Annotated in this window: 15 protein-coding genes and 2 tRNA genes; 13 read left to right on the forward strand and 4 right to left on the reverse strand. The window is 71.4% G+C overall.

Annotated features, from left to right (window positions below):
* Positions 1 to 259 precede the first annotated feature (259 nt).
* From gyrB to ACGRHY_RS13260, 6 genes are all read left to right on the forward strand, one after another.
* The gene (gyrB, locus tag ACGRHY_RS13235; protein WP_394635543.1) at positions 260 to 2,356 is read left to right on the forward strand and encodes a DNA topoisomerase (ATP-hydrolyzing) subunit B; all 2,097 of its coding nucleotides are present in this window, start codon (positions 260 to 262) and stop codon (positions 2,354 to 2,356) included.
* Between the two features lie 38 nt (positions 2,357 to 2,394).
* On the forward strand, positions 2,395 to 5,049 hold the full coding sequence (gene gyrA, locus ACGRHY_RS13240) for a DNA gyrase subunit A (RefSeq protein ID WP_394635544.1): 2,655 nt from the start codon (positions 2,395 to 2,397) through the stop codon (positions 5,047 to 5,049).
* A 7-nt stretch (positions 5,050 to 5,056) separates the two neighbouring features.
* Positions 5,057 to 5,731: a DUF3566 domain-containing protein gene (locus ACGRHY_RS13245; RefSeq protein WP_394635545.1), complete on the forward strand. Its 675-nt coding sequence runs from the start codon at positions 5,057 to 5,059 to the stop codon at positions 5,729 to 5,731.
* Positions 5,732 to 5,824: 93 nt separating this feature from the next.
* A tRNA-Ile gene (locus ACGRHY_RS13250) sits at positions 5,825 to 5,898 on the forward strand.
* Between the two features lie 199 nt (positions 5,899 to 6,097).
* Positions 6,098 to 6,232 (forward strand): DLW-39 family protein, encoded by a 135-nt coding sequence (locus tag ACGRHY_RS13255; RefSeq protein ID WP_217655894.1) that lies wholly within the window; start codon positions 6,098 to 6,100, stop codon positions 6,230 to 6,232.
* Between the two features lie 577 nt (positions 6,233 to 6,809).
* The gene (locus ACGRHY_RS13260; RefSeq protein WP_394635546.1) at positions 6,810 to 8,099 is read left to right on the forward strand and encodes a hypothetical protein; all 1,290 of its coding nucleotides are present in this window, start codon (positions 6,810 to 6,812) and stop codon (positions 8,097 to 8,099) included.
* Positions 8,100 to 8,131: 32 nt separating this feature from the next.
* On the opposite strand, the gene ACGRHY_RS13265 is transcribed toward ACGRHY_RS13260, so the two are convergent.
* Both ACGRHY_RS13265 and ACGRHY_RS13270 read right to left on the reverse strand, forming a co-directional pair.
* Positions 8,132 to 9,505, reverse strand: a complete 1,374-nt coding sequence (locus ACGRHY_RS13265) for a serine/threonine-protein kinase (RefSeq protein ID WP_394635547.1) — start codon at positions 9,503 to 9,505, stop codon at positions 8,132 to 8,134.
* 62 nt (positions 9,506 to 9,567) lie between these two features.
* Positions 9,568 to 10,119 (reverse strand): helix-turn-helix domain-containing protein, encoded by a 552-nt coding sequence (locus ACGRHY_RS13270; RefSeq protein WP_394635548.1) that lies wholly within the window; start codon positions 10,117 to 10,119, stop codon positions 9,568 to 9,570.
* Between the two features lie 129 nt (positions 10,120 to 10,248).
* Between ACGRHY_RS13270 and ACGRHY_RS13275 the strand changes: the two genes are divergently transcribed.
* Positions 10,249 to 10,321 (forward strand) — tRNA-Ala (locus tag ACGRHY_RS13275).
* A 131-nt stretch (positions 10,322 to 10,452) separates the two neighbouring features.
* Here the strand turns inward: ACGRHY_RS13275 and ACGRHY_RS13280 are convergent.
* On the reverse strand, positions 10,453 to 11,109 hold the full coding sequence (locus ACGRHY_RS13280) for a DUF5324 family protein (RefSeq protein WP_394635549.1): 657 nt from the start codon (positions 11,107 to 11,109) through the stop codon (positions 10,453 to 10,455).
* 298 nt (positions 11,110 to 11,407) lie between these two features.
* Here ACGRHY_RS13280 and ACGRHY_RS13285 point away from each other — a divergent pair, with 298 nt between their 5' ends.
* A complete protein-coding gene (locus tag ACGRHY_RS13285; RefSeq protein WP_394635550.1) occupies positions 11,408 to 11,935 on the forward strand; it encodes a peptidylprolyl isomerase in 528 nt (175 codons plus the stop codon).
* Positions 11,936 to 12,115: 180 nt separating this feature from the next.
* The gene (locus tag ACGRHY_RS13290; RefSeq protein ID WP_394635551.1) at positions 12,116 to 13,006 is read left to right on the forward strand and encodes a rhomboid family intramembrane serine protease; all 891 of its coding nucleotides are present in this window, start codon (positions 12,116 to 12,118) and stop codon (positions 13,004 to 13,006) included.
* Positions 13,007 to 13,291: 285 nt separating this feature from the next.
* Here ACGRHY_RS13290 and crgA read toward each other — a convergent pair whose 3' ends face one another.
* Positions 13,292 to 13,549 carry a cell division protein CrgA gene (gene crgA / locus ACGRHY_RS13295; protein ID WP_394635552.1) on the reverse strand — a complete coding sequence of 86 codons (258 nt, stop codon included), beginning with the start codon at positions 13,547 to 13,549 and terminating at the stop codon, positions 13,292 to 13,294.
* A 166-nt stretch (positions 13,550 to 13,715) separates the two neighbouring features.
* On the opposite strand from crgA, the gene ACGRHY_RS13300 reads away from it, so the two are divergent.
* From ACGRHY_RS13300 to ACGRHY_RS13315, 4 genes are all read left to right on the forward strand, one after another.
* Positions 13,716 to 14,468: a DUF881 domain-containing protein gene (locus tag ACGRHY_RS13300; protein ID WP_394635553.1), complete on the forward strand. Its 753-nt coding sequence runs from the start codon at positions 13,716 to 13,718 to the stop codon at positions 14,466 to 14,468.
* Between the two features lie 101 nt (positions 14,469 to 14,569).
* A complete protein-coding gene (locus ACGRHY_RS13305; RefSeq protein WP_394635554.1) occupies positions 14,570 to 14,755 on the forward strand; it encodes a hypothetical protein in 186 nt (61 codons plus the stop codon).
* Positions 14,752 to 15,381: an aminodeoxychorismate/anthranilate synthase component II gene (locus ACGRHY_RS13310; RefSeq protein ID WP_394635555.1), complete on the forward strand. Its 630-nt coding sequence runs from the start codon at positions 14,752 to 14,754 to the stop codon at positions 15,379 to 15,381. Before ACGRHY_RS13305 ends, ACGRHY_RS13310 begins: the two co-directional genes overlap by 4 nt.
* Positions 15,378 to 16,574 carry a class E sortase gene (locus ACGRHY_RS13315; protein ID WP_394635556.1) on the forward strand — a complete coding sequence of 399 codons (1,197 nt, stop codon included), beginning with the start codon at positions 15,378 to 15,380 and terminating at the stop codon, positions 16,572 to 16,574. The genes ACGRHY_RS13310 and ACGRHY_RS13315 overlap by 4 nt, the downstream gene beginning before the upstream one ends.
* Positions 16,575 to 16,592 lie beyond the last annotated feature (18 nt).

A 16,592-nucleotide genomic window follows, 5' to 3' on the forward strand; every position in this document is an offset into this window, starting at 1 on the left:
TGACATGCCGAGGCGCTGAGGGCCGTCGTGAGCGTCCTGGGGGCCCGGCCCGCATATGGGGAGTCGGCGGACGCCGGTTCAGGGCGGCACATGCGGCTCCAGGTACCGGCAAACCCCCATCGATGTCAGTGGTACCGGTAGACTGGGGACACACCCGCCTTACTGCGGAACATGTCGAACGACGCAGCCGCTCCTGCCGTGCGGACAGGGTCTCCGGAAGGTCTCCGGGACCCTTCCCTCCGGTCGCAGGGGAAGGCTTGTGCTGTGCCAGAAAGGGCGCTTCGTGGCCGATTCCGGCAACTCCAACGAAACCATCCCCGCTTCCGGCGAGGAGACCCCTGACCCGTCCGCGACCCCGTCCGTCCCCGGAGCCGGTGGCGGCGAGCCGTCGTACGACGCCAGTGCGATCACGGTCCTGGAGGGCCTGGACGCGGTCCGCAAGCGGCCCGGCATGTACATCGGGTCCACCGGTGAGCGCGGCCTCCACCACCTCGTGCAGGAAGTGGTGGACAACTCCGTCGACGAGGCGCTGGCCGGCCACGCGGACACCATCGACGTGACACTGCTGGCCGACGGCGGCGTCCGGGTCGTGGACAACGGCCGGGGCATCCCGGTGGGCATCGTGCCCTCCGAGGGCAAGCCGGCCGTCGAGGTCGTGCTGACGGTGCTGCACGCGGGCGGCAAGTTCGGCGGCGGCGGCTACGCGGTCTCCGGCGGTCTGCACGGTGTGGGCGTCTCGGTGGTCAACGCGCTGTCGACCAAGGTCGCGGTCGAGGTGAAGACCGACGGCTACCGCTGGACGCAGGAGTACAAGATGGGTGTGCCCACCGCCCCTCTCCAGCGGCACGAGGCCACCGACGAGACCGGTACGACGGTCGCGTTCTGGGCCGACGGCGACATCTTCGACACCACCGACTACTCCTTCGAGACGCTTTCGCGGCGCTTCCAGGAGATGGCCTTCCTCAACCGCGGTCTGACGATCGCCCTGACCGACGAGCGGGCGGCGGCCAAGCAGACGGCCGGGGCCGACACCGCGGACACCTCCGAGGACGACAAGCCGCGCCAGGCCCGCTACCACTACGAGGGCGGCATCTCGGACTTCGTCCGCCACCTCAACTCCCGCAAGGGCGAGCCCGTCCACCCCTCGGTGATCGACATCGAGGCGGAGGACAGGGAGCGCAAGATCTCGGTGGAGATCGCGATGCAGTGGAACACCCAGTACACCGAGGGTGTCTACAGCTTCGCGAACACCATCCACACCCACGAGGGCGGCACCCACGAGGAGGGCTTCCGGGCCGCGCTGACCGGTCTGGTCAACCGCTACGCCCGCGACAGGAAGCTGCTGCGCGAGAAGGACGACAACCTCACGGGCGAGGACATCCGCGAGGGCCTGACGGCGATCATCTCGGTGAAGCTGGGCGAGCCGCAGTTCGAGGGCCAGACGAAGACGAAGCTCGGCAACACCGAGGCCAAGACCTTCGTCCAGAAGATCGTCCACGAGCACTTCGGCGACTGGCTGGACCGCAACCCCAACGAGGCCGCCGACATCATCCGCAAGGGCATCCAGGCTGCCACCGCGCGCGTGGCGGCCCGCAAGGCGAGGGACCTCACCCGCCGCAAGGGTCTGCTGGAGACGGCCTCGCTGCCGGGCAAGCTGAGCGACTGCCAGTCCAACGACCCGTCCAAGTGCGAGATCTTCATCGTCGAGGGAGACTCCGCGGGCGGCTCGGCCAAGTCCGGCCGCAATCCGCAGTACCAGGCCATCCTGCCGATCCGCGGCAAGATCCTGAACGTGGAGAAGGCGCGGATCGACAAGGTCCTGCAGAACCAGGAGGTCCAGGCGCTGATCTCGGCCTTCGGCACCGGGATCCACGAGGACTTCGACATCGCCAGGCTCCGCTACCACAAGATCATCCTGATGGCCGACGCCGACGTCGACGGCCAGCACATCAACACCCTGCTGCTGACGCTGCTGTTCCGCTTCATGCGGCCGCTGGTCGAGGCCGGTCACGTCTACCTGTCCCAGCCGCCGCTCTACAAGATCAAGTGGTCGCGCGACGAGTTCGAGTACGCGTACTCCGACCGCGAGCGCGACAGCCTGGTCCGCCTGGGCCGCGAGCAGGGCAAGCGGATCAGGGACGACTCGGTCCAGCGATTCAAGGGCCTGGGCGAGATGAACGCCGAGGAGCTGCGCATCACCACCATGGACCAGGCCCACCGGGTGCTGCGCCAGGTGACGCTGGACGACGCGGCCGCCGCCGACGACCTGTTCTCGATCCTGATGGGCGAGGACGTGGAGGCGCGGCGCTCGTTCATCCAGCGCAACGCCAAGGACGTCCGCTTCCTCGACATCTGAGTCGGCCGTACGCCGCTCAACGAAGGGATTGACCAGTAATGGCCGACGAGACCACCCCTGCCCCGATCGAGGGCGACGCCGTCCCCGGTCCCCTGGCGCCGCCTCCGGGCACCCCCGTGGTCGACGAGGGTGCCGGACTCCGGGTGGAGCCGGTCAGCCTAGAGACCGAGATGCAGCGCTCGTACCTCGACTACGCGATGAGCGTGATCGTCTCGCGTGCGCTGCCCGACGTGCGCGACGGGCTCAAGCCGGTGCACCGCCGTGTGCTGTACGCCATGTACGACGGCGGCTACCGGCCCGAGAAGGGCTTCTACAAGTGCGCCCGCGTCGTCGGCGACGTGATGGGCACCTACCACCCGCACGGCGACACCTCCATCTACGACGCCCTGGTCCGGCTGGCCCAGTCGTGGTCGATGCGGATGCCGCTGGTGGACTCCAACGGCAACTTCGGCTCGCCGGGCAACGACCCGGCGGCGGCCATGCGCTACACCGAGTGCAAGATGGCGCCGCTGGCCATGGAGATGCTCCGGGACATCGACGAGGAGACCGTCGACTTCCAGGACAACTACGACGGCCGCAACCAGGAGCCGACCGTCCTGCCGTCGCGCATCCCCAACCTGCTGGTCAACGGCTCGGCGGGCATCGCGGTCGGCATGGCCACCAACATCCCGCCGCACAACCTGCGCGAGGTGGCCGCCGGCGCCCAGTGGTACCTGGAGCACCCCGAGGCCGCGGGCGAGGAGCTGCTGGAGGCGCTGCTGGAACGGATCAAGGGCCCGGACTTCCCCTCCGGCGCGCTGGTGGTGGGACGCAAGGGCATCGAGGAGGCGTACCGCACCGGCCGCGGCTCGATCACGATGCGCGCGGTGGTCGAGGTGGAGGAGATCCAGGGCCGCCAGTGCCTGGTCGTCACCGAACTGCCCTACCAGGTCAACCCGGACAACCTGGCGCTGAAGATCGCCGAGCTGGTCAAGGACGGCAGGATCGCCGGCATCGCGGACGTCCGCGACGAGACGTCCTCGCGCACCGGCCAGCGGCTGGTGATCGTCCTCAAGCGGGACGCGGTCGCCAAGGTCGTGCTGAACAACCTGTACAAGCACACCGATCTGCAGACCAACTTCGGCGCCAACATGCTGGCCCTGGTCGACGGGGTGCCGCGCACGCTGTCGCTGGACGCGTTCATCCGCAACTGGGTCACCCACCAGGTCGACGTCATCGTCCGCCGCACCCGCTACCGGCTGCGCAAGGCCGAGGAGCGCGCCCACATCCTGCGCGGTCTGCTCAAGGCTCTGGACGCGATCGACGAGGTCATCGCCCTGATCCGGCGCAGCAACACCGTGGAGGTGGCGCGCGGGGGCCTGATGGAGCTGCTGGCGATCGACGAGATCCAGGCGAACGCGATCCTGGAGATGCAGCTGCGCCGCCTGGCCGCCCTGGAGCGGCAGAAGATCACCGCCGAGCACGACGAGCTCCAGGCGAAGATCGACGAGTACAACGCGATCCTGGCCTCGCCCGAGCGGCAGCGCCGGATCATCAGCGAGGAACTGGCCGCGATCGTCGACAAGTACGGCGACGACCGGCGCAGCAAGCTGGTGCCCTTCGAGGGCGACATGTCCATCGAGGACCTGATCGCCGAGGAGGACATCGTCGTCACCATCACGCGCGGCGGCTACGTCAAGCGCACGAAGACCGACGACTACCGCTCGCAGAAGCGCGGCGGCAAGGGTGTGCGCGGTACGAAGCTCAAGGAAGACGACATCGTCGACCACTTCTTCGTCACCACCACCCACAACTGGCTGCTGTTCTTCACCAACAAGGGCCGCGTCTACCGGGCGAAGGCGTACGAGCTGCCGGACGCCGGACGGGACGCGCGCGGCCAGCACGTGGCGAACCTGCTGGCGTTCCAGCCGGACGAGACGATCGCCCGGATCCTGGCGGTCCGGGACTACGAGGCCGCGCCGTACCTGGTGCTGGCCACCAAGTCGGGCCTGGTGAAGAAGACCCCGCTGAAGGACTACGACTCGCCCCGCTCCGGCGGCGTCATCGCCATCAACCTCCGGGAGCTGGAGGGCGGCGGCGAGGACGAGCTGATCGGCGCGGAGCTGGTCTCGTCCGAGGACGACCTGCTGCTGATCAGCAGGAAGGCGCAGTCGATCCGGTTCACCGCCACCGACGACGCGCTGCGCCCGATGGGGCGCGCCACATCCGGTGTGAAGGGCATGAGTTTCCGCGAAGGGGACGAACTGCTCTCGATGAACGTGGTGCGAGCCGGTACGTTCGTTTTCACCGCCACCGATGGCGGGTACGCGAAGCGCACGGCCGTGGACGAGTACCGCGTGCAGGGCCGTGGCGGTCTGGGCATCAAGGCGGCCAAGATCGTCGAGGACCGCGGTTCGCTGGTGGGGGCCCTGGTGGTCGAGGAGACGGACGAGATCCTCGCCATCACCCTCGGCGGCGGCGTGATCCGTACGCGGGTCGCCGAGGTCAGGGAAACCGGACGTGACACGATGGGCGTCCAGTTGATCAACCTCGGCAAGCGCGACGCCGTGGTCGGTATCGCACGCAATGCCGAGGCAGGCCGAGAGGCCGAGGAGGTCGAGGCGGAAACGGGTGCCGGGGACGGCGCCGCGGAGTCCGCGCAGACGTCTTCCCCGGAGACGACCGCCGAGGCGGCTCCGGAGAACGAGGAGTAGACAGAACGTGAGTGGAGCCGCGGGCGCCGCCAGGGGCGGCGACGATGACGGCGGCGCCCGTGGACCGGCCGCTGACGACGCTCGACGACAGGGCGAATCCCACCGTGGGGGAACAACCGTGACCAGTGCCCACCCGCAACCGCAGCCGCAGGCCCAGCAGCACGCGAGCGCGCCGCAGCCGCACCAGCCACCGCAGGCGTACCCGCCCCCGCCGGGCGGCACCCCGCCGCCGCGGGCCGCCCAGGAGGAGCGGGGTGACCTCCGGCAGGACGTCATGCGCCGCTCGCGCACCGGCGCCCGTACGGTCCCCAGGACGCGCAAGGCGCGGCTGCGGGTGGCCAAGGTCGACCCGTGGTCGGTGATGAAGGTCGGCTTCCTGCTGTCGATAGCCCTGGGCATCTGCACCGTCATCGCGGTGGCCGTGCTGTGGATGGTGATGGACGCCATGGGAGTGTTCGCGGCGGTCGGCGGGACGGTCAGCGAGGCGACCTCCTCGGACAGCGGCGGGGGCTTCGACCTCCAGGGCTTCCTGTCCCTGCCCCGGGTGCTGACCTTCACCTCGGTGGTGGCGGTGATCGACGTGGTGCTGATGACGGCCCTGGCCACGCTGGGGGCGTTCATCTACAACATGTCGGCCGGCCTCGTCGGCGGTGTCGAGGTGACCCTCGCGGAGGACGAGTGACCCCGGGAGTCTCCCGGGTGCCGCACCGGAGCGGCCGCGGACCGACGCGATTTTGGGACGCGGCTGAAGTGCGCTAATCTTTCGGTGCAGCGCGGGGCTATAGCTCAGACGGTTAGAGCGCTTCCCTGATAAGGAAGAGGCCACAGGTTCAAGTCCTGTTAGCCCCACACGGCGGACCTGACGCCCGGACCCTCCCCGGAGGGGCCGGGCGTCAGGCGTTCGAGGCCCTGCGAGGTGCCTGGGACGCGTCTGTGAGGTGCGGGCCGGCGGGTGCCGCCCGCCCGGGTCGGTCGCTCTGCCGGGATGCCCGCTTGGGTATCATCGGGCGCCAGTAGGTCCCAACGTCTAGAAGGACGAGGTAGCGCGGTGAAGAAGCTTCTCCTGATCGCACTGGCCGCCGTCGGCGGGCTCCTCGTGTACCGCCAGATCCAGGCGGACCGCGCCGAGCAGGATCTGTGGACGGAGGCGACCGACTCCGTGCCCGCAGGTTCGGGCGTCTGAGAGCAACCGGTACTTCGCGCGAAGCCCCGGCCGGTCTCCGGCCGGGGCTTCGCCGTCTCCGCGCACCGGTCCGGGCGTCCCGGTACGGCCGGGCACACATGGTGCGGGACCATGACGGCGACCGCGTCGACGTACGCGTCAGCAAATGCACGCGGATGCTTCCGTGAAGTCACCGCAGAGGCGCGCCCGAGGGGGCGAGACGCATGGCACGACTCCACCGCCGCACGGCCGCGGCGCCGAGTTGCGGGGCGACCCCGCCCCTGATCACGGCACCGCTCACCGTCGCGGCTCCCCGGAAGACTCCCCCGGGGGCTCCCGCGGCACTGCGGACGGTTGCGGAAGGCAACGCCTCACCGGTGATGGTGCCGGAACCCTCCGGTTCGACGGCCGAGGACGACGGCCCGGGCTCCGGCGGTGCAGGATGGTCCGGTCCGGCCGTCGCCGCTGCGGCCGTGTACACGCGGTCGTGCGGGTGCGCGGCGGCGCTTACGGGAGCGGCGAAGGACGGCGGCGCCGGCGGCACGGCGAACGGCACGACGGAGGGTGGCGCATGGTGAAGGGGCGGGCGGGACGCACGATGAGGAGCTCACTGGCCGCCGCGGCGGCGCTGTGCGCGGTCGCGGCACTGCCGGGCACCGCGGCCGCGCGGTCGGCCGGACCGGAGGACCCGCCCGCGTACGGGACGGCTCCGGACGCCCGGCGCGTCGAGGGCGAGGAGAGCAGTGCCCACGGGCCGGCCATCGAACCGGGCTTCTACACCGACGACATCGGGCCGGGCGAGCGGAGGTACTACAGCGTCGCGCTGGACGGCGAGTCCAACGCCTGGATCTCCGCGACCGCCCTGCCCGAGCCGGGCAGCCGGGTCGAGGGCATGGACGGCATCGAGGTCGCCCTGGAGTCGGCGGACGGCACCGACTGCGGTGACGGGGACGTGAGTTTCGGCTCCGACGACACGGCCCGTCCGATCGCCGACCTCGCCGGGCGCATGATCAAGGAGGACGGCCACTGCCAGGAGCCCGGCGTCTACCACTTCTCCGTGGAGCGGGACAGCGACGAGACCGCCGACGCCGGCCGCTGGCCCCTGGAGATCTCCTTCATGCGGGAGCCGGGGCTGCGGAATCCGGCCCCCGGCGGCCCGTCCGAGGCCGCACCCGACGCCGCGACGCCGAGCCCGCCGGGGGCGCCCAAGGGGGAGACCAGGCTCATCGAGGGCGGCACCGGCTTCAACGACGCGCCCGGCATGGGCGAGGGCAACTGGAGCGACCGGCTGCGGCCCGGCGAGACCCGCTTCTACAAGGTGCCGCTCGACTGGGGCCAGCGGCTCCACACCCAGGTGGAGTTCGGCACGGCCAGGGCCAAGGGTGACAGAGCCCCGTACGTCAGCGGCGCCTTCAGGGTGGACTTCTACAACACCGCCCGCGGGCGGATCGGCACCGACGGCGTGGGCTACCGGCCCGACAAGCCCGCCGCGTACCGGCTGGACGGGCAGCGCGTCGCCTTCGCCAACCGCTTCGACGGCAGCACGGAGCTCGGCGAGACGCGCTTCGCCGGCTGGTACTACATCGCGGTGCACGCGAACGGGAAGCTGGCCGAGTCCGTCGACGGCACGGTGCCGGTGGTGCTGCGCACCACGGTCGTGGGCGAGCCGGAGGCCGGTCCCGGGTACGACGGGGACGCCGAGGAGGCCGGTTTCGGGGTCACCGAGGGCGACCGCGAGGCCGCGGCCGAGGGACTGAGCCGGTCGGCCGCGGAGAGCGGAGACACCCTGCGGCTGCTGGGCTGGACCGGGATCGGCGCCGGCACCGCGATGATCCTGGGGCTCGGACTGTGGACGCTCCTCGCCCGGCGGAGCGCGGCCCGCGCCTGAGGGGCCGGGTCGTGGGCCAGGACGTCAGGGCGTCAGGGCGCCCGGGTCAGAGCCCAGACGCCGACGGCGATGAGTACCAGGGCCAGCACCAGGAGCGGGGCCGCCACTTTCGGGTGCGGCCCCGGCCTGTGCGCCGCGGGAGCACGGTGCCCCGTGTCCGCCGGGCCGGCGGGGGAGAGCGGCCGGGCGGCCGTGTAGGGCTGCGTCGGCAGCGGCGGCCGCGTCGGCATGTCGGCGAGGGGCGGCTGCTGATACGGGTGCGGGTGCGGATACGGCTGGGCGGGGGCTCCGGGGGACGTCCGCGTGGTCTCCTGCGACGGCGCCGGTGCGTGGGCCTGGGCCGCGGGAGGGGCCGGCGCCGGGAACGGCGGGGCCTGCGGCGGCTCCTGGGCGTACGCCCGCACGGGCGGGGGAAGGTGGAAGCTCCCGGTGTCGGAGACCGGGAACGCCGTGGCCTTCCGGCCCTCCTCGCTGCCGCCCTCCGGCCCCTGCCCGGGGCTCCCGGTGTCCCGCGGGCCCTCCCGGTTCTCCGGCCCGTCCGGCCCGAACCCCGGCGGCAGCGGACCGATCTGGTCGAAGACCTCCACGGCCTCCTGCTCCGCCGTGGCGTCCGCCGACAGCAGCTCCACGGCGGACGCCAGCGCCCTGCGTACGCCCGTGGCCGTACGGAAGCGGGCTTCCGGATCGGGGTGCAGCAGGGTGCCCAGCACCTGCCACAGCGGCTCGGGGATGCCCTGCGGCGCGGGCGGCACCCCGTGGACGTACGCCTCCACCAGCGCCCGGGAGTCGGGTTTTCGGCCGGTCAGCAGATACAGCGCCACCAGCCCGGCCGCGTACAGGTCGGCGGGGAGGTCCGGCTCGGCGCCCATGAGCTGCTCGGGGGCGAAGTAGCCGGGCGTGCCGACCACGTAGTCGGCCTCGGTCAGCCGTGGTTCGCCCTTGCGCATCGAGATGCCGAAGTCGGACAGCCGCAGATGGGGCCGGCCGGTGCCGGTGGCCTCCAGCAGGATGTTGGCGGGCTTGATGTCGCGGTGCACCACGTCCTCGGCGTGCACCGCGGAGAGCCCCGACAGCAACTGGTCGAGCAGTGTGCACACGTACGCCGGGGGCAGGGGGCCGTAGTCGCCGATGAGGTGCGCGAGCGACCCGCCGCGGACCAGGTCCATGGTGAACAGGACCTTGTCGTCGTCGGCGGCCCAGCTCGTCGGGGCCAGGACGTGGGGGTGGTCGATGCGCAGCGCCTGCTCGCGGACGAACCGAAGCAGGGTGTGCGCGTCGCTCTGCTGGAGGACCTTGGCGGCCACATAGCGTCTGCGACGGTGGTCCCAGGTGCGCCAGACCGCGCCCACGCCGCCGCGTCCGATCGGGTCGACCAGTTCGTACCGACCCGCGAAGACCTCGCCCATCGCGCTGTGCCCGCCTCGTCCCTGTCCCCGCCGGTTGCCCGTCCCGCCGGCCGCCGCCGTCCTCAGGCCTGGTGCGCCTCGTAGTGCCGGACCGCGTCGGCGGTCCTGCCCGCTCCGTACACCCTCAGGAACTCTGCCAGTTCCGGGTGGCTTTCGGCGAGGGAGTCGGAGGCCTCGATGATGTCGGCCGCGTCCGCGACCGAGCGCAGCAGCGCCTGGATCTCGCGTACGACGCGCTTGACGGTCGTGGCCTGGCCGCCGGAGGGGGTGACATGGGTGGAGGAGGTCAGCACGTTGCCGCCGGCGGTGCGGCGGATCTCGTCCATGCGCTGGGTGGCCTCGGCCGCGGTGACGGTTCCCTTGCTGACCTCGGCGGCCAGTTCCTGCAGCGCCTGGACCCGCTGGACGACGGCGGGGTTGCCGATCTTCGCCCGCTGGCCGCTCATCAGCTGGGAGAGCATGGGGGCCGAGAGGCCGAGCACCGTGGCCAGCCGTGCCTGGTTGAGGCCGAGGTCGTCGATGAGCCGGCGGAAGAGGGTGCCCAGCGGTTCGCCGTACCACTGGCTCTGCAGTTCCCTCGCCCGGGCGGTCGCCTCCTGCTGCGCTGCGTCCATCGCTCTCTCCCCTGTCTCCCCGGGTCCGCTTCGCTGGAGCGAACTTCCGGAGCATCCTACGGAGGCGGCGCACGCGGAGCGATACCCGGTCGGAACCAACCCGGGGCATTGGGTACTCTGTTCCATGGCGGGGCTTTAGCTCAGTTGGTAGAGCGCTGTCTTTGCATGGCAGATGTCAGGGGTTCGACTCCCCTAAGCTCCACACCGCACAGGCCCGGTGCCGCGGGATCCATGGATTCCGCGGCACCGGGCCTGCTGCGTGCCGTGTCGCTTCGCGAGGCTCCCGTGAAGGCGGCGACGGGGCCGCCCGCCGGGAGGGAGGCGCCGGCGCCGTCAGCGCTCCTCGTCCGACGGGGCGGCCTCGGAGGAGGCGCCCTGGGTGTCGGTCCGGGCGGCCGTCGCCCCGGCCTTCGGCTCGGCGGAAGCGGTGCTCTCCATGACGGCCGCCTCGTCGCCGACCTCGGTGGCGGCCGGGGGCTCGACCAGCCAGTCGGGGCTGGACTGCTTCTCCCACCACTTCCAGACGGCCGCCGCGCCGCCGGCGACGACACCGACCACCATCAGCCGCTTGAACGCCTGGCCCCTGCGCGCCCGGCGGGCCTTGCGCCGCGCGAGCTTGCGGATGTCCTGTGCGGTCAGCTCGCCGCGCAGCGCGGCGGCGGCCGCGGTGGAGCGGGCCACCGCCGCCTCCCGGACCGGGCCGGCCGCGGCGCGGGCGGCCTCGACGTGGGGGGCCGCGTACTCGCCCGCCGTACGCGCCGCCTCGCGGGTGCGGTGGGCGGCCCGGGCGGCGGCCAGGTCGACCGCGGGGGGCAGGGTCTCGCGGGCTTGCTCCAGCCGCGGCGCGACACGGGCGGCGTACTGTCCGCGCACCGTGGACCGGGCCTGTCCGGCCGCGAGGGCCACCTTCGGTGCCACCGCTTCCGCGGCGTGCCGCACGGTCTCCCTTGCGTTGTCGGTCGCGCTGCGCACGCTGTCCATGCGGGTCACGGGATCTCCTCCTCGTCGGTGGCGTGTGTCTTCCGCCTTCCACCCATGTTGAAGATCATGCCTTCACAACGGTGTCGAGGCATGTCTCAACAGGCATACGGGCTATGCCGCATTTACGGCACTTCTTGCGGTGAAAGCGGTTTTGCCCGTTCCGCCCTTCCTGTCGTCCACGCGCTCCCGTGATCCCTCCGGTCCGTGCGGCGCACGGGGTTCCGCGGCCCGGCCCCCGCCGAACGGCACCGGGGGCCGGGCTGTGCGAGGATCGGGGGGTTCCGAAAGTGCAGACGGAAGGTAGACCGTGGCCGAGCAGCTCTACGCCACCCTGAAGACCAACCAGGGCGACATCACCATCCGGCTCTTCCCGGACCACACGCCCAAGACGGTCAAGAACTTCGTCGAACTCGCCGAGGGCAAGCGCGAGTGGACCCACCCGGCCACCGGGAAGAAGTCCACGGACCGGCTGTACGACGGCACGGTCTTCCACCGGGTGATCAGCGGCTTCATGATCCAGGGCGGCGACCCGCTGGGCAACGGCACCGGCGGTCCGGGTTACGAGTTCGGTGACGAGTTCCACCCCGACCTGGCCTTCAACAAGCCGTACCTGCTGGCGATGGCCAACGCCGGCCCGGGCACCAACGGGTCGCAGTTCTTCATCACCGTCTCCCCGACGGCCTGGCTGACCGGCAAGCACACCATCTTCGGCGAGGTCGCCGACGACGCGGGCCGACGGGTCGTGGACGCCGTCGCGACCACCCCGACCAACCAGCGCACCGACCGTCCGCTGCAGGACGTCGTGATCGAGTCGGTGGTCATCGAGAAGCGCTGAGAGGCGCTGAGTACCGAAGGGTCCGGCCTCGTGCGCGCCGCGTGGCCGGGCCGCCCGGCGGGAACCCACCGCCTCGTCCGTCCGTAGGACGGAGGGGGCGGTGTTCTCCGCCCCCGTGGGTATGCCACGACCGTGGGCGGGGGCGTGCCGTGTCCGTCGTGAGGGGGCGTTGAGGTGGCCATGGAGGACCAGCAGGACGGGGCGCGGCCGGCGATGCCGCGCTGCTACCGGCACCCGGACCGGGAGACCGGCATCTCCTGCGCCCGCTGCGACCGGCCGATCTGTCCCGAGTGCATGATCCCGGCCTCGGTCGGCTACCAGTGCCCCGAGTGCGTGCGAGGCGGTTCCGGTACGGGCCGCGCCGCGGGCGACGCCCGGCCGCGCACCCTGGCGGGCGGCACCGTCGCCGCCGACCAGCGCCTGGTCACCAAGGTGCTGCTGGGGATCAACGTGGCGGTGTTCTTCGCGGTGCTCGCCGCCGACGACCGCTCGCTGCTCGGCGCGCTGACGATGCTGGGCTACGCCTACGATCCGGCGGCGGCCGACTGGGTCGGGGTCGCGGACGGCGAGTGGCACCGCATGTTGACCTCGGCCTTCCTGCACCAGGAGATCTGGCACATCGGCTTCAACATGCTGGCGCTGTGGTGGCTCGGCCCGCAGTTGGAGGCGGCGCTGGGCCGCTGGCGCTTCCTGGCGCTGTACCTGCTGTCCGCGCTGGGCGGCAGCGCGCTGACGTATCTGCTCGCCGCGCAGACCCAGGAGTCGCTGGGCGCCTCGGGCGCGATCTACGGGCTGTTCGGCGCCACCGCGGTGCTGGTGCGGCGGATGCGGTACGACATGCGTCCCATCCTGGTGCTGCTGGCGATCAACCTGTTCATCACCTTCAGGATCCCGAACATCGCCTGGGAGGCGCACATCGGCGGCCTGGTGGTGGGGGCGGTCATCGCCTACGCGATGGTGTACGCCCCGCGCGCCCGGCGCACGCTCGTGCAGTACGGGACGATGGCCGCGGTGCTGCTGGCCATCGCGGTCGTCTGCGTGGTCCGCACGGTGGAACTGCTCGGCCGCTGACTGCTGCGTACGAAGCTGTGGCCAGAGGTTATCCACAGCAGGTGACCGGTCTTGTGCATGGTGTGGGCGGCCGTCGGCGCGCATGTCCGGCGGCCGCGCGCATGCGTGTTTCCCCAGGGTGACGGGGGCCGGGCCCACTCGCCTACCGAGGGTCATCAGTCATAACGACCGACGGACTGAAAAGTTATCCACAGATCTTCTGAAGTTTTCCCAGGGCTGTGGAAGACCTGTGGATAACGCTGCCGCGGGGCGGACTCGGTCCGGTCGTGGCGGGTTGTGGTGCGGCTACTTCCACTGAGTGGAGACGACGAACCCCGCCGCGATGAAGCCGAAGCCCACCACGATGTTCCAGTTGCCGATCGACTGGATCGGCAGATCGCCCGTCGTCACATAGAAGACGACGATCCATGCGAGCCCGATCAGGAACAGCGCCAGCATCAGCGGCGCGACCCAGCTCCGCCCCGATGTGAGGCTGATGCTCGCGGCCTGCTTCGCCGGCGGCGGTGTGAACTCGTCCTTCTTGCGGATCCGTGACTTCGGCACGAGGGACTCTCCTGTCGATGCGCTGCGTGACCGCGAGGGCCTGTTCGTGATGGCCCTTCCCCGGCGGCCGGAGCCCGGTCCGGGATCCGGAGGGAGGCCGGGGAGGGGACGATTCCTGATTCCGCTAGCGTAGTACTTCCGCGTGCTGGAGGGAGACAAGGGTAAGGTGATCAATTCCCGCTTCCGGCCCGTCCGGCTCGCCACGGCGGGCGTCTTCGCCCTCGCGGGCTTCCTCTTCTGGATCAGTTTCAACACCGCCCAGGGCACCGACCTGCGCACCGACGACTCGATGCTGCGGCTGTCCGACCTCATCGAGGACCGCAGCTACGACATCGAGGCGCTGAACGATTCCGTTGGCGCTCTGCGCCGGGAGGTCGACGCCCTCGCCCGGCGCGACAGCGGCGGCACGGAGAGCGAGAAGCGCGTCTTCGAGGAGCTGGAGCGGACCGCGGGGACGAGGAAGCTCTCCGGCTCCGGCCTCACCGTCACCCTCGACGACGCCCCGCCCGACGCCACCGCCCGCATGCCCGGCATCCCCGAGCCCCAGCCCAACGACCTCGTCGTCCACCAGCAGGACCTCCAGGCCGTGGTCAACGCGCTGTGGGCGGGCGGTGCCGAGGGCATGAAGGTCATGGACCAGCGGCTGATCTCCACCAGCGCGGTGCGCTGCGTGGGCAACACCCTGATCCTCCAGGGACGCCTGTACTCCCCGCCGTACACCGTCACCGCCGTCGGCGACCCCGGCCGGATGCGCGAGGCGCTGGACGCCGCACCCGCCGTCCGCAACTACCGGGAGTACGTCGACGCCTACGGCCTGGACTGGTCGGTCGACGAGCACGACGAGGTGACCCTCCCCGGCTACTCGGGCGCGGTCGACCTGACCCGGAGCACACCGGTGGGCGAGGCGGCCGGCGGCTGAACCGGGGGTGGCCTGCGACGCATTGCGGGACTTGTGCCTCCCGCCGGGTCCGCGTACCCGTACTCTGGTTGCGCGAGTAACAGAAGGGACGGCTACACGGCATGTACGGCTGGATCTGGCGGCATCTGCCGGGCAACGCGCCCGTACGGGCGCTGCTCTCGTTCGTGCTGGCCCTGGCGGTTGTCTACGTGCTCTTCCAGTACGTCTTCCCCTGGGCGGAGCCCCTGCTCCCGTTCAGCGACGTGACGGTCGACGAGGGCCGGGCCGGATCGGGGCAGGGCCGATGAGCGCGCGAATCCTGGTCGTCGACAACTACGACAGCTTCGTCTTCAACCTCGTCCAGTACCTCTACCAGCTCGGTGCCGAGTGCGAGGTGCTCCGCAACGACGAGGTCCGCCCCGAGCACGCGCGGGACTCCTTCGACGGCGTGCTGCTCTCCCCCGGGCCGGGCACGCCCGAGGAGGCCGGGGTCTGCGTCGAGATGGTCCGGCACTGTGCCGCGACCGGTGTGCCGGTCTTCGGCGTCTGCCTCGGCATGCAGTCCATGGCCGTGGCGTACGGCGGCGTGGTGGACCGGGCACCGGAGCTGCTGCACGGCAAGACGTCGCTGGTCAGCCATGGCGACGGCGGTGTCTTCGCCGGGCTGCCCTCCCCCTTCACCGCCACCCGCTACCACTCGCTCGCCGTCGAGCCCGCCACCGTCCCGGCGGAGCTGGAGGTCACCGCGTGGACGCAGACGGGCGTGGTCATGGGGCTGCGCCACCGCGGACTGCCGGTGGAGGGCGTGCAGTTCCACCCGGAGTCGGTGCTCACCGAGTGGGGCCATCTGATGCTCGCCAACTGGCTCGCGGAGTGCGGTGACACCGGCGCCGTGGAGCGCTCGCGGGGGTTGGCCCCCGTGGTCGGGGCGTGACGGCCCTGCGTCCGGAGGGCGTCCGCGGGGGTGACCCGCCCGCCGGACGCCACCGGGCCGGCCCGCCCGCCGACGCCGGTGCCTATGTTGAGCAGGCCGAGCAGCAGGCATTCGAGGCCGCGGTGGGACGGCTCGCCGATCCGCTGAGCGACCCGCTGCCGGGCCAGGAGCAGGTACGGGAGGAGGAGCGGCCGGAGGCGTACGCGCCCTACGCCGGCCCGTACGCGGAGGCGTACCGACCGGCCGCTCCCGGGCCCGGCTCCGCCCCCGAGCCCTTTTCCCGGTCCGCGCCGGTGTCCGCGCCCGCCCTCGACGACGAGACGATGGCACTGCGGCAGGCGCATCTCCCGGCGGACGAGACGATGGCGCTGCGCCGGGTGGAGGCCGCGCGCCCGGCACCGCGCGAGGAGCCCCCCACCCCCGGACCCGCCCCCGGACCCGCGCCGGAGGCCGGCGTGCCCCGGCCCGGCGGTCGCGCCGCGCGGCGGCGGGCCCAGCGGGCGAGCCGGGAGAGCCCGATGGTGGTCGCCAGCCGGGTCCTCGGAGAGCTGTTCATCACCCTCGGTGTGGTGATGCTGCTGTTCGTGTCCTACCAGTTGTGGTGGACGAACGTGATCGCCGACCGCCAGGCGGGCGACGAGGCGAAGAAGCTGGAGCAGCGGTGGGGCGAGAAGGGGGACGAGGAGAACCGCGACCCCGGGGCCTTCTCCGCCGGCGAGGGGTTCGCGATCATGCACATCCCCAAACTGGACGTGAAGGTGCCCGTCGCCGAGGGGGTGGACGAGGACGGCGTCCTCGACCGGGGCATGGTCGGCCACTACGGCGATGATCCCCTGAAGACGGCGATGCCCTGGGACGAGAAGGGCAACTTCGCGGTGGCCGGGCACCGCAACACCCACGGCGAGCCGTTCCGCTACATCAACAAGCTCGACCCGGGCGACCCGATCGTGGTGGAGACCAAGGACACCTACTACGTCTACGAGATGGCCAACCGCCTCGACTCCACCCTGCCGTCGAACGTCAGCGTCATAGACCCCGTCCCCGAGGGATCGGGGTTCACCGGGCCGGGGCGGTACATCACCCTGACCACCTGCACGCCCGAGTTCACCTCGAAATACCGGATGATCGTCTGGGGGAAGCTGGCCGAGGAGCGCCCGCGCAGCGAGGGGAAGCCGGACGCCCTCGTCCGATAGCCTGCGCGCAGGAACTGC

Origin of the sequence: Streptomyces shinuiensis (assembly GCF_043660855.1) — a bacterium.
GTDB lineage: Bacteria > Actinomycetota > Actinomycetes > Streptomycetales > Streptomycetaceae > Streptomyces.